Consider the following 13,509-nt stretch of genomic DNA (forward strand, 5'->3'; position numbering starts at 1 on the left):
GTATAAACTGTCTACACCTAACCAATAATTACCACGTTTAAAAGCATTGTATTGCTAACACTTAGGAGACAAGTAGTCTATAATATATATAGATATATAAGGAGGTTTTAGGTTGAAATCACTTTTTAGAAAAGGCTCTTCATTTCTTTGGTTAGCAGCAGCTTCAGTCGTGATTTTAGCATTATTGTTTACTTTCATGAGTACGAAAGGTAAAGAAACAACTATCCCATTCTCTCAAGTTGAAAATATCATCTCTGCATCAGCAAATGAATCATCCATTAAAGAATATAAAAGTGGAAAATTAATCATCACAGCCGATGATCAAGAATATATTTCACATGTTCCCCCAAATAGCGATATGGTAAACAGCCTTGTTGAAAATTATGACTTACAATATAGCTATTCAGCATCAAACCCTTATACAATTATGATTTTAATCTTTCTAGTGGCTGTTATGGCTGGATTGGGTTTTTACCTTTTCAAATCTGGTAAAGGCGGATTAGGTGCAGCTAACTCAATGAAGCAAAGTGTTTCTAAGCCGAAGGAGCTGCCTACTATTTCCTTAGAAGACGTGGGCGGTATTCAGGAGGAAATGAAAGATGAAATTCTCCAAACACTTGCAACCCTTAAAGACCCTGAAAAAGCATTGCGCCTGGGAATTAAACCGCCTAAAGGCATATTATTATATGGTCCCCCTGGGACAGGAAAAACCTTGCTTGCTCAAGCGATTGCCAAAGAAATTGGCGCTACGTTCTTTAGTACAAGCGGTTCTGCATTTAATGAAATGTTTGTTGGTGTTGGTGCTTCGAGAGTACGCTCCCTTTTTCAAAATGCCAGAAAACAAACTCCTGCTGTCGTTTTCATTGATGAAGTAGACTCACTTGCAGGGAGAAGAAAACAGCATGGCGGTGAAGAAGGAGAAAAGACATTAACTGAGTTGCTTGTTCAATTAGATGGAGGTCTCTCAAACGAAGGAATCCTTTTTATCGCAGCAACGAATAGACGGGATATGTTAGACGAAGCATTTTTGCGGCCTGGCAGAATCGATTTTTCATTTCATGTTCCTCTTCCTGATACAAAAGGACGTAAAGAAATCATTGATATTCACTCTAAAAACAGGCAGTTAGCTCCGGATGTCGCTGCGTTTTTAGGTCAACTAGCTGAAAGCACATCTGGTTTCTCTGGCGCTGACTTACATTCTCTTTTTGAAACAGCCAGCCGACGGGCAGCTAAGTCAGGTCAAGAAAATATATCACGTGAGGATCTTGATTTTGCATTAGACAGAACCATTTTAGGAACCAGCAGCCGAGCTTTACAAGATGCCGATACAAAAAGAAGAGTTGCTATTCATGAAACTGGTCATGCTCTTGTGGCTGCCATTACGAAACCCGGTTCTGTCCGTAAGGCTACTATCATCCCGCGCGGTCAGGCGCTGGGATACGTTGCTCCTATTACGAAGGAAATGCAGCTGTCCACTGCTTCAGAGCTTTTAGACCAAGTAGCAATGATCTTAGCCGGTGGAACTGCTGAAAGATTATTATTAGGTGAACACAGTATTGGAGTCAGCGGTGATGTAAAACAAGCTAAATCAATTATTGAGCAAATGGTCGACACTGGTTTGCTAGAAGACGGCTTTACACTCACATTCAGCACGAAGCAAAAAGAAGAAAAAATGCAGGAACTATTTCAAAAAGCTTTATTAAAAGCAGAAACCATTATTACAAATAATCGTCCTCAATTTGATGAGCTTGTTGAGGCATTACTAAAATATGAAACACTTGAAGGCAATGAGGTTCAAAGAATAGCAGATCATGTCAGCACTGAGCAAACTGAACATTTAGTTATTGTTTAAAAGAACTTTAACAATTCTCCGAACCCTCTTCAACATTAAAAGGTCTCCCTTTATGTGGACCCTAATCCACACAAAGCGGAGGCTTTTTCATTTGTTTAAATTATAGAATTTTAAATCTCAGTTCATTAGCTAATAAAACCTCTAATATTTCATCTGCTTATAAAGTTAAAAAGATTCCTACTTTTCTACTATAAGGAATAAAATTACAGTTTTTTCAGTCAGAAACAAGGATTTTAAAGATTTATGTCTAATCCAATAAGAGTAAATTCTGTAGTCGGAGGTTTTATTGTGTATGAGTTTGTTGCTGAATTAGCCTTACACTTTTTTGTTATGATGATGATTCCGTTAAGCTGTTTTATTCTTTATAGAAGGTGCATGGATACCAAAACCACTGTTCTATTTGCGATTGCCAATTTTGCTGCACTATTTTTAACTATGTCATTCCCTGCTAATATTACAGGAAATATTCATTTTGATTTAAAATTTATTCCTTTATTCATTGTTTTTTTCTATATACGCCCTGCTATTGGTATCTTGTTTGTTGTATTTATTATTTTATTTAAATCCTTGGTGAATCCAAGTGAAGTGCTATTTTTACTTTTAAACTATGGAATTGTTTCAGTCATTTTTATAATCATGTCTACTTTTTACAATCGATTTTCTTTTATGCAAAAAATTATTTTTGGTGCATGTTTTTATATCCCAATTACACTGACAAGATACTTAGCGATTGTCAGATCTGGTGATACGGATGAAATACTGAATTTAATTTGGTTTTCTATTATGTCCGCTATAACATTAACAATGGTTATTTATCTTATCGAATTAAATAACATACAGCTATCTATGATGGTACAGCTGCAAAATTCTGATAAAATGAATGCAATTAGTCAATTAGCTGCATCAGTAGCTCATGAAATTCGTAATCCAATGACTTCTGTAAGAGGGTTTTTGCAGCTCATAAAAAGTGACAATAACCTTACAGAAGAGCAAGGGATGTTTATTTCTATTTCTCTGGAAGAATTAAAGAGAACAGATCAAATTATTAATGATTTTCTTTCTCTTGCACGTCCAGAGACAAAAAGCAATGAACTTATTTCCTTAACCAAAACAATAGAAGAAGTCTTTAGCTTTATGAAACCGTATGCAAATATTTCGAATGTGCTTATCGAATGCGATATTGAACAAGATCTCTTTATATTAGGAAATTCACATGAGATGAAACAGGTACTCATTAATATAACAAAGAATGGTATAGAAGCGATGCAATCTGGAGGAAGCTTAACTATTAAGGCCTATCAAAGTGATGGAGAAGGTGTGGTAGATATTATTGACCAGGGGATTGGACTTTCAGAGCAGCAGCTCACACAATTAGGACAGCCTTATTATTCTACAAAAACAAAAGGAACTGGTCTAGGTCTCATGATTTCCTTTGACATCATCAAACGCATGAATGGGGAATATAAAATTAAAAGCAAAGAACGATGCGGAACAACATTTTCTTTACTATTTCCACTCGCTCCTGCCAAGGAGTATCGCGACATTTCGACAAAAATTAGTTAATGCGAAAGATTATGCGACAAATTCAATTCTATTTATTGTTTATTTTACATATAATAAGCACTCCTATGTACTAAATTGTCTGATTATGCGCTTTCCCGAGAAATAATTTTCTAATTTTCTAAAATATCCGGATGAATGTTGTTCGATAACTGCTTAACCTTGAAGAATAATTAATTATAAAACGATCAATCACTGTCTATACTAATTCATGAGCCGTCCACAATCTTACACGCAGCGACTGCGGGACTAACCAAAGTAATCTGTGGGCGGCTCTTTTTTATGCCTATTTCAGAAAGGTTATATCCCTTTATCAATAAGTTCGTATCCCGGAATTAATTCTGATAATCGGACTATGTCAGCACTCTGCTGGTAAACAGGGATATATTCCTGCAATACTTCTGCCATTTTTTTGCCGGTAATTCCAACATGACCAATCGCAATTAGCTGTTCCTTTTTTACAATCTTCTCTGCTAACTTATTGGCCTGTTTTGTTATATGCTGTCTAGTATATATATCATCAAAGAAAATGTTATTTTCCAAATAAGGCACCTTTAATTCTGACGCAATCTTGCCGACTACACTCTTTCCGGTCGTTTTACTATCCAAATAAAATAGCCCTTGTTCCTTGCAAACCTGCAAGACAATTCGCATAATCCGCTCATTCTCTGTCACCTTAGAACCCATATGATGATTCATGCCAACAGCGTGCGGAACATCTTTAATTGCATTTTCCACTCTTGTACGAATCTCTTGGTCTGAAAGATCAGTCGTTATAGCTCCGGGACCAAGCCAGCTCCTCTTCCCTTTCTTCGGCTCCATAGGCAAGTGCACAATAACTTCATGACCATTGTTAAAAGCACTTTCTGCATCTTCTTTCGTTGATTCAAGAAAAGGCATGATGGCAATAGTAAGCGGGACTTCAAGACTTAGGATTTCTTCTGTACCCTCCATTTTATTGCCAAGATCATCAATTACGATTGCTAATTCGTTCTTCTGTTCTTCAGCAGCAAAAACTCCTGCCGGAAGGTTCAGCAAAATGAACAGCCCTAATGTTAAACTCATTTTTATCTTTTTCATAGAATCACCTCTGGTGTTTAGCTTTCCCAAATACCAGAGGAAAATCTCCATATCTTTATTTCGAATACATTGTTTGAGTTACTGTGTATTTTTTAATGGTCTCACGATTTGGTTCAAATCCTATCCCAATTCTTGACGGGACTTCAATTACCCCATCAACTACAACAACCTCTGGGTTAATAATGTCTTCCTCCCAATAACGTGCAGATCCAGCCGTATCACCAGGCAAGGTGAAATTTTCTAAAGAGCTGAGAGCAATATTAAATGCTCTTCCAATCCCTGCTTCAAGCATGCCTCCACACCAGACAGCAATTCCATTCTCTTTGCAGTAATGATGAATATCTCGTGCTGAACTAAGTCCGCCAACTCTGCCAATTTTGATATTTATGATCTGACAGCTCCCAAGTTCTACTGCTTTTTTCACATCATCAAGACTTTGGATGCTTTCATCAAGGCAGACAGGTGTCTTAATGGCTTTCTGCAGCTTTGCGTGATTGATTATATCATCAGCACCTAATGGCTGTTCAATCATTAACAGATTAAACTCATCAAGCTTGCGCAAAAGGTCGATATCCTCTAAAGTGTAGGCAGAATTTGCATCTGCCATTAATGGAACATCAGGAAAGCGGTCGCGGACTGCTTTAATGATTTCTACATCCATACCAGGTTTAATTTTAATCTTGATTCTCTTAAAACCCTCTTCCAGATAACCCTTAATCTTTTTAAAAAGTTCTTCTTTGGATTGCTGAATGCCAATACTTATTCCTGCTTCAATACTCTTTCTGGTGCCTCCAAGTGCAGCTGAGAGAGAAAGATCCTCTCTTTTAGCGTATAAATCCCAGACGGCACCCTCGAGGGCGGCCTTTGCCATATAATTTCTCCTAATTGGGGAAAATATCATTCCTACTTCATCGGGGTGGCTGATTTCCCTATTCAATAACAAAGGAATCAAATAATCCTCAAGAATGTGCCAATTTGTTTTAAATGTTTCTTCCGTATAAGTTGGATCAGGCAATGCTACGGATTCACCCCAGCCGCTGTTCCCCTTTTCGTCAATTACCTCAATAATAGCAATATCTTTATCTTGGATCGTTCCAAAACTAGTATGAAATGGTTCACGAAGTCGCATTCGGACGTGATTCATGATGACTTTTGTAATAATCAATTGAAAACACCTCTATTTTCAGTTCTGTACTTTATCAATTGTATGAAGAATGGTTCTTGCCAGTATTTCAATCCCTGTAAACATGCTATCTTCATTAAACATCATTTTTGGATGATGCAGTCCTGGCTGCAGATCACAACCTAAGCCAAGCATAGTTGCCTTAAGGTGCGGACGGTTTTTTGTATAATGATGAAAGTCCTCACCTCCAGTGGTTACAATGGGAGGCACTAATTTATCTTTGCCTATACATTCGGCAATCGCTTTTTCCATAATCTTTATTGCTTCTTCATTTTTTGTTGCCGCAGGCATTGTTGCACAAATCTGTGAATCAATTTTCACATTATGGATTAGACTGATTCCCTCTAAAATCATGTTAATTTTAGCTATCAGCTGTTCCATCATTTCATTTGTTTGTGCCCGTAAATCGATTGTAAAAGAAGCACGTCCAGGAATTATATTAGCTGAATCCCCCCCAGCATGTAATTTCGTCATTTTAGCCGAATACGGAACTAAAGGGTTAATATGAATATTATTGATTTCATTTACAATGGCAGCTGCAACCTCAATTGCATTTTGTCCCAGATGAGGACGAGCTGCATGAGCATCACTTCCATTGATCTCACCATTTAGGAACATTGAAGCTCCATGCAAGATCGCTCCTGCTGCAAAACCATCACTCAATTCTTGAATTGGCCGTAAATGGACGCCATATAAGTAATCAACATCGTCCAATACACCATGCTCAATCATTTTTAATGCGCCGGTGCCCTTTTCCTCTGCCGGCTGAAATATAAACTTTAATTTTATATTGTCATTATTTAATTTTTCTAATTTTTCCAGCAAGAGAAGTACACCTATTATAATGGTCATATGGGCATCATGACCGCAGGAGTGGTTCGCTTTAAATACACCATCCACTTCTTGCCATAAAGCATCCATATCAGTTCTAACAGCAATACAAGTACTCCCGCTTCCAACTTCCATGACCAAACCTGTATTTTCCTTAAAATTACTTACTTGATAGCCTCTGTCCTTTAAAAAGGCGGTTATGAATTTTGTGGTTTCAACTTCCTGCCAGCTAATTTCAGGATGCTCATGCAAATGCTGAAATATTTCTTTGATCTCATCTCTTAAGTTTTCAAGTTCTTTTATCATTAAACGAACCCACCTTTTTTCTCTATACTATCTATATTGTGTTAATAGCCGACCCTATTATTTAGGATCGGCTATCGCTTCATTATTTCCTATGCATTTTGAATTCAAGAAACAGATCATTATAGCGAGATAGCAATCTAGGTCCCAGGTTTTCATAAACCTCTAATCTGGCTGTCATTTCCTCATCAGGATAAAAGCGCTCGTCTCCTACAATTTCCTCATCCAGCAAAGCAACTGCTGCTTTGTTTGGCGTTGAATATCCAACATATTCGGTATTCTGAGCTGCGTTTTCAGCATCCAGAATAAAGTTCATAAACTGGTGTGCACCATCAATATTTTTAGCTGTTTTCGGAATAACCATATTATCAAACCACAGGTTAGATCCCTCTTCAGGCACAACATATTCTAAATTATCTTTCTCCCACATTAGCTCTGCAGCTACACCTGACCAAACAAGACCAATGCTTGCTTCATCGTTTTCCATTAGCAGCCTGATTTCATCCCCAACGATTGCTTTTATATTTGGTGTTAAGGAATCCAATTTTTCTTTTGCTTCCATCAAATGGTCATCATTTTTATCATTTAATGAATAATGCAGGCTATTTAATCCCATGCCCATGATTTCTCTGGCACCATCGATAAGAAGGATTTCATTTTTTAATCGCGGATCCCACAGATCATTCCAGCTTGTAAGAGTCATTCCTTTCTCTTCAAGCATATCTGTATTATACACAATTCCTACTGTGCCCCAGAAATATGGAATGGAATACTCATTGCCAGGGTCAAAAGAAAGGTCCATAAATCGTTCATCTATATTTTTTAAGTTTGGGATCTTACTATGATCCACAGGCAAAAGCAAATCTTCTTCTTTCATTTTTTCAATCGTATATTCAGATGGAACAGCAATATCGTAAGTAGTACCGCCCTGCTGAATCTTTGTAAGCATAGCCTCATTTGAATCAAACGTCTCATATATTACTTTGATACCTGTTTCTTCTTCAAACTGGTCGATCAGCTCAGCATCGATATAATCTCCCCAGTTAAAAACAGTCAGTACATTCCCTTCCGTTAAACCTTGTGCAGAATTTAATCGATTAACGATATATAACAGTATAAATGAAATCGCAAGTACCGCGACAAAAGCTCTAACTAGCTGCTTCACTGTCTCACCCCCATACCGCGAGGCTTTTCACTTTTTTTCGTAATAAAGTAATAGCCAACTACAAGAAGCATGGTGAACACAAATAATAAAGCAGAAAGTGCATTAATATTTAGAGATACACCTCGTCTTGCCAATGAATATATTTCCACAGACAGAGTTGTAAATCCGTTTCCTGTGACGAAAAAGGTAACCGCAAAATCATCTAAAGAATACGTCAATGCCATAAAGAACCCTGCAAAAATACCTGGTGTAATGTATGGCAGAATGACCTTAGTCAGAACATCAAATCGACTTGCTCCAAGATCTAATGCAGCATAAATCATCGATTCACTCATTTCTTCCAGTTTTGGCAGCACCATTAATACGACAATTGGCACACTAAAAGCAATATGCGCAAGCAGAACTGAAATAAACCCGAGTTTAATGCCGATCATGGTAAAGAGAATCAGGAACGAAGCACCAATGATAACGTCAGGACTAACAATTAATACATTGTTTAAAGAAAGAAGCGTATTTTTTACTCTTCTTTTTCTTGCATATAAAATAGCCAAAGCACCTGCAACACCAAGAATGGTAGACACGGTAGCTGACAGTAATGCAATGATAACTGTATTTAATACAATTGTAAGCAACCTGGTATCCTGGAATAATTCCCTGTACCAGTTAAGAGTAAAGCCTTCAAATTGGTACATGGTCCCACCGCTGTTAAACGAGTAGAAAATCAAATAGAAAATAGGTGCATACAAAATGAAAAAAATTAAAACCAAATACATTTTTGATAAGACTGAATTCTTTTTCATTTTAGAGCACCCCCTTTTTCCTAGTACCCGTAAAGATCATAATGAGCACCATAGCCAAAATTAAAAACACAGCAATGGTTGAGCCCATGCCCCAGTCTTGGGTTACAAGGAAATGCTGTTCTATCGCAGTTCCAAGGGTGATGACACGGTTTCCTGCAATCAGCCTAGTCAGCATGAATAGTGATAGTGCAGGAATAAAGACGATTTGGCAGCCTGCTTTTACACCATCTAATGTTAATGGAAAAATAACACGTGTGAATGTTGTCAATGGTGAGGCACCAAGATCACTTGATGCATACAGCAAAGACGGATTTAATTCATCCAGTGCATTAAAAATCGGCAGGATCATGAACGGCAGGAATATATATACCGAAACAAAAATAAAACTAAAATCAGTAAAGAGTATTTGCTGGCTTCCAATTCCAATTGCTTCCAAGATACTGTTTGCTGCACCATATGTTCCAAAGATCCCTAAGAAAGCATAAGCTTTCAGAAGAAGATTGATCCAGGAAGGAACAATAATTAACAGCAGCCAAAGCTGCTTATGCTTTGTTTTAGTCAGTAAGTAAGCAGTTGGATATGCAATTAATAAAGTAAATAAAGTGATTAGAAACGCATACCAAAATGAACTGAAGGTCATTTTTAAATAGACTGGTGTAAAGAATTTCTGATAGTTAGAAAGCGTAAATTCTCCTTCAATATTGAAAAAAGAATAATATAAGACCAGAAACAGAGGTGCGATAACAAAAAGTGCGATCCAAATCACATAAGGAATCAGGTAGAAATTACGTGATCTGTTCTTCATCCGTTTACCTCTTCGTAAGCTTCCAGACGCTTATCAAATTCTTCTTCTGTTTCACCATGTCTCATGACATGAATTGCCTCTGGTTCAAAAAATAACCCTATTTCCTCTCCAACAATGGCCTTTTTTGTTGAATGAACAAGCCATTCGTTTCCTTCTGAATCATAGCAGCTGATTTCGTAGTGTACACCTCTAAATAACTGTGAATCAACTTTAACCTGCAGCTTCCCTTTTTCAGGGAGCGTGATCTCAAGATCCTCTGGTCTGATGACAACTTCAACATCTTCTGATTTATTAAACCCAGCATCAACACAATCAAAAGTTTTTCCAGTGAATTTTACAACATAGTCTTCCAGCATTGTTCCAGAGACGATGTTCGATTCCCCAATAAAGTCTGCAACAAACCGGTTAATCGGTTCATCATAAATATCTGTAGGTGTGCCGCTTTGCTCAATTTTACCGCCATTTAGAACAAATATTTCATCGGACATAGCCAATGCTTCTTCTTGGTCGTGAGTAACAAAGATGAAAGTAATGCCTAAGTTCCGCTGCAATTCACGCAGCTCATACTGCATTTCCGTTCTAAGCTTCAAATCAAGTGCGGAGAGTGGCTCATCCAAAAGGATCACTTCAGGCTCATTTACGATGGCACGCGCGATGGCAACACGCTGCCGCTGACCGCCTGACATTTCTTTAATTTCACGATTCTCATAGCCTTCTAAGTTGACGAACTTTAAAGCTTCTTTTACTTTTCGTGTGATTTCATCATTTTTGATTTTCTTAATTCTTAATCCAAACGCTATATTTTCAAACACATTTAAATGTGGAAATAAAGCATAATCTTGAAAAACAGTATTAACTTGACGTTTATTTGCCGGCAAATTGTTAATAACCTTGCCATTAAAATAAATATTGCCTTTTGTTGGCTCAATGAAGCCGGCAATTAGCTTAAGAACAGTTGTTTTTCCACAGCCCGAAGGACCAAGCAGTGTATAAAACTTTCCTTTTTCAATCTCAAAAGACACATCCTGCAGAACAGGAGAATCGTCATCATACTGTTTTGTCACATGTTCAAAACGAATTATCGTATTCTCTCCCATTTATTTCTCCTTTTTATATAAATAATTCATGATTGCTGTTTCTTCAATAAATGACAATGTTCAACAATCATACTAATATCATATTTTAGTTTAATAAAGCGTTAATATCAATAAGGATTGTAAAAAACTTGACAAATAATTCATTATTATTTTTTATTGCAAACTATGTCGCTTTTAAGGAGTTTTTATAAACGATTTCCATTCCTGGGTAGACTTCACCTTTAAACTAGTTCAAAGATTACTCTAGCGATGTTTCATGAATTCATTTCATCTAGCTTTGTCGTTCATGTATTTAGTACTAATTCTCTAGTTTTTTTTTCTGACATCACACTTTTGCATTTGAAAACAATTAAAAATAATATAAAATAATAATAACAATCTTTATATTGTTGAGACATCTCTTGAGAAGTAATGAGCAAGTTGTGCTATGATGAATAAAAAGATAACACTTTCATAACTTTTAAAAGGGGATCTTATCTGCACTGGGGGAAAACAACATTAATGAATACATTTAAAGCATGGGTTGAGAATAACGGGTTGAAAAGGTTTATCATATTTGGCATTCTTGTTGTTGCTTTGTTTTTACTAAAAAGCATGATTAATGTCATATTGCTTACGTTTATACTCTCGTTTCTTATGGACAGATTAGTGAATTTAGTTCAGAAAAGAGTAAATATCAACCGTACTGTTACAGTTTTAATACTTTATATGTCCATTATCGGACTGCTTTCAGTCGGTATTGTTAAATACCTGCCTGTAATCATCTTTGAGATTTCTCAGCTTGTTAATCAGCTTGAGCTGTTCTTTACTCAAAAGCATGATAATCCAATTTTGAACTACTTAACAGAAATGCTGGCCAGAAACGAAATTACAAGCTATCTGGAACAAGGATTTACCTTCTTGCTGAAGTACTTCTCTGACGTTAGCAAAATTGGAATGCACATCATGATTTCATTAATATTAAGCTTATTCTTCCTAATAGAAAAGCCAAAACTAGTCCAGTTTACAAAGAAGTTTAAGAGCAGCAAAGTAAGCGCATTTTATAATGAAATTGCTTTTTTTGGTTCAAAATTTGTCAAAACGTTTGGTAAAGTAATTGAGGCCCAATTTATTATTGCAACTGTAAACTGTGTACTTACTACTTTTGCACTTTGGATTATGGATTTTCCACATCTAATGGGCTTGTCCATTTTAATCTTCTTCCTTGGATTAATCCCAGTTGCAGGAGTGATCATATCTTTATTCCCGCTATGTACGATTGCTTACACGGTTGGCGGAATTATGCATGTGATCTATATCTTGATCGTCATTATGATTATCCATGCGATTGAAGCTTATATTTTAAACCCTAAGCTTATGTCATCAAAAACAGATTTACCTGTTTTTTATACATTTATCGTACTGATCTTCTCTGAGCATTTCTTTGGTGTCTGGGGACTGATTGTCGGAATTCCGGTATTTGTATTCTTGTTAGATGTTTTAGAAGTTCAAGAAGTGCGAGATAAAAAACCTCCAAAAATCGTACAGTGATGATTGATTAGGTTCAAAACAAAAAGCCAGATAGATAACACCATTAGATGGTCGTTACTATCTGGCTTTTTCTTATTATCAATTCTTTAATGTCAATAATTGTTGCGAGCTACATATGTGCCTGCGATTAAATCATGCAAACCTCGTTTTTGTTTCCCTGCCCCTACCATGATTGCGCTGACAATCATCGAAATCCCAAATGTGACCATAGAAAGCAGATATAATCCTATCACTTCACGTAAAATCATCGTAAGCAATGTCAGCTTTTTTCCATCTATTCGTTTTATTCGTATTCCGCAAATTCTTTTTCCAATAACATATCCGCCCCATAACACTGGCACAATCGTTAAATAAGCTTCATTGAGAAGTGTATATACCCATGTATCCATCCACTCCGTGTTAATGTCTCCTGTTATTAAGAAGAAAATTATTGCAATTGGAATATGAATAATTAGACCATCAAGAAGTACAGCTCCAAGTCTGATCCAAAATCCAGCATGTTCTCTAAAATCATGTTCGTCATTCATTATGTTTCACCAACCCCAGTTATAATGACCTACCCTCTACTTCTAACTTAAGTATCAATTGATCAGCTCGTAATCAATTCGACAAAAATTATCAATGTCCTTTATTTTTATTTTTCATGGACATTTAGTTTTTTCATAAATAATATATGATTACTGGTCCCAACAAATAACTTTATCAGAATTCTTTCCTATTTTTAACCTGCAGAATGAGCTTTTTACTTTTTAAAGGACTTTCATTTTTTCTGAAAAACAAAAAGGCCCAGTGAAATTCTGTTTAATTACAGAGATCTCCAGGCTTTTATCTTGCCTTGCAACAAATGAAATCAGTACATTCTAACTCGCAGTAATTCAAAATTGCTTTAATGCTTTATGTTTTTCGCTATATTTTAAGAAGACAGCAATCAACTCAATTCCCTAAGCCTTCCCATAAGTTCCTTGCTTCACTCAATTCAGCCAAAGCACCGCCTTGTCCGTGAGCCTGAATATATCCTTCTGTTTTTTTTATACAAGTCGTAAAGGAATCAAGCTCGTCTCTCTCAACACTATATTGTATTCTCTTTTGTACTTTGCTGTATGCTTCTTCTAGATTTTTTAGTTCTGCTGATGCTATATCCCATTGTTCAGAAACAATATTTGACTCAATCGCTTCTATATAAAATAAAATGTCTTCCTCTTTAGAAAATGGCTGCTTTAATATAATACCTGACTGCATAATAGCAATAAAGAAGAGGAGAATGACTACTGGTATCAGTTTATATAAAATAAAATGTTTCATT

At 36.3% G+C, this 13,509-nt stretch carries 12 protein-coding genes; 3 read left to right on the top strand and 9 right to left on the bottom strand.

Annotated elements, in window-relative coordinates:
• Window positions 1-112 precede the first annotated feature (112 nt).
• Both F7732_RS20390 and F7732_RS20395 read left to right on the top strand, forming a co-directional pair.
• Window positions 113-1,852 (top strand): AAA family ATPase, encoded by a 1,740-nt coding sequence (locus tag F7732_RS20390; RefSeq protein WP_151575896.1) that lies wholly within the window; start codon window positions 113-115, stop codon window positions 1,850-1,852.
• 288 nt (window positions 1,853-2,140) lie between these two features.
• On the top strand, window positions 2,141-3,415 hold the full coding sequence (locus tag F7732_RS20395) for an ATP-binding protein (RefSeq protein WP_161598922.1): 1,275 nt from the start codon (window positions 2,141-2,143) through the stop codon (window positions 3,413-3,415).
• A 297-nt stretch (window positions 3,416-3,712) separates the two neighbouring features.
• On the opposite strand, the gene F7732_RS20400 is transcribed toward F7732_RS20395, so the two are convergent.
• From F7732_RS20400 to F7732_RS20430, 7 genes are all read right to left on the bottom strand, one after another.
• Window positions 3,713-4,492, bottom strand: coding sequence for a divergent polysaccharide deacetylase family protein (locus tag F7732_RS20400; protein ID WP_240056703.1), 780 nt, complete (start codon window positions 4,490-4,492; stop codon window positions 3,713-3,715).
• A 55-nt stretch (window positions 4,493-4,547) separates the two neighbouring features.
• Window positions 4,548-5,657: an o-succinylbenzoate synthase gene (gene menC / locus F7732_RS20405; RefSeq protein WP_151575898.1), complete on the bottom strand. Its 1,110-nt coding sequence runs from the start codon at window positions 5,655-5,657 to the stop codon at window positions 4,548-4,550.
• A gap of 18 nt (window positions 5,658-5,675) precedes the next feature.
• Complete coding sequence (locus F7732_RS20410) at window positions 5,676-6,812, bottom strand: M20 peptidase aminoacylase family protein (RefSeq protein ID WP_151575899.1); 1,137 nt, start codon at window positions 6,810-6,812, stop codon at window positions 5,676-5,678.
• Between the two features lie 82 nt (window positions 6,813-6,894).
• Window positions 6,895-7,974 (bottom strand): ABC transporter substrate-binding protein, encoded by a 1,080-nt coding sequence (locus F7732_RS20415; RefSeq protein WP_151575900.1) that lies wholly within the window; start codon window positions 7,972-7,974, stop codon window positions 6,895-6,897.
• On the bottom strand, window positions 7,971-8,774 hold the full coding sequence (locus F7732_RS20420) for an ABC transporter permease (protein ID WP_151575901.1): 804 nt from the start codon (window positions 8,772-8,774) through the stop codon (window positions 7,971-7,973). The genes F7732_RS20415 and F7732_RS20420 overlap by 4 nt, the downstream gene beginning before the upstream one ends.
• Before the next feature lies 1 nt (window position 8,775).
• On the bottom strand, window positions 8,776-9,579 hold the full coding sequence (locus F7732_RS20425; RefSeq protein ID WP_151575902.1) for an ABC transporter permease: 804 nt from the start codon (window positions 9,577-9,579) through the stop codon (window positions 8,776-8,778).
• Window positions 9,576-10,676, bottom strand: coding sequence for an ABC transporter ATP-binding protein (locus tag F7732_RS20430; RefSeq protein ID WP_151575903.1), 1,101 nt, complete (start codon window positions 10,674-10,676; stop codon window positions 9,576-9,578). Before F7732_RS20430 ends, F7732_RS20425 begins: the two co-directional genes overlap by 4 nt.
• Window positions 10,677-11,177: 501 nt before the next feature.
• Between F7732_RS20430 and F7732_RS20435 the strand changes: the two genes are divergently transcribed.
• A complete protein-coding gene (locus tag F7732_RS20435) occupies window positions 11,178-12,206 on the top strand; it encodes an AI-2E family transporter (protein ID WP_066445038.1) in 1,029 nt (342 codons plus the stop codon).
• Window positions 12,207-12,298: 92 nt separating this feature from the next.
• Here F7732_RS20435 and F7732_RS20440 read toward each other — a convergent pair whose 3' ends face one another.
• Window positions 12,299-12,733, bottom strand: coding sequence for an RDD family protein (locus tag F7732_RS20440; protein WP_151575904.1), 435 nt, complete (start codon window positions 12,731-12,733; stop codon window positions 12,299-12,301).
• 406 nt (window positions 12,734-13,139) lie between these two features.
• Window positions 13,140-13,508 carry a DUF4363 family protein gene (locus F7732_RS20445; protein WP_066445033.1) on the bottom strand — a complete coding sequence of 123 codons (369 nt, stop codon included), beginning with the start codon at window positions 13,506-13,508 and terminating at the stop codon, window positions 13,140-13,142.
• Window position 13,509: the final 1 nt, after the last annotated feature.

The sequence above is a fragment of the Bacillus mesophilum genome (assembly GCF_008923265.1).
In the GTDB taxonomy this organism is placed as follows: domain Bacteria; phylum Bacillota; class Bacilli; order Bacillales; family Cytobacillaceae; genus Cytobacillus; species Cytobacillus mesophilum.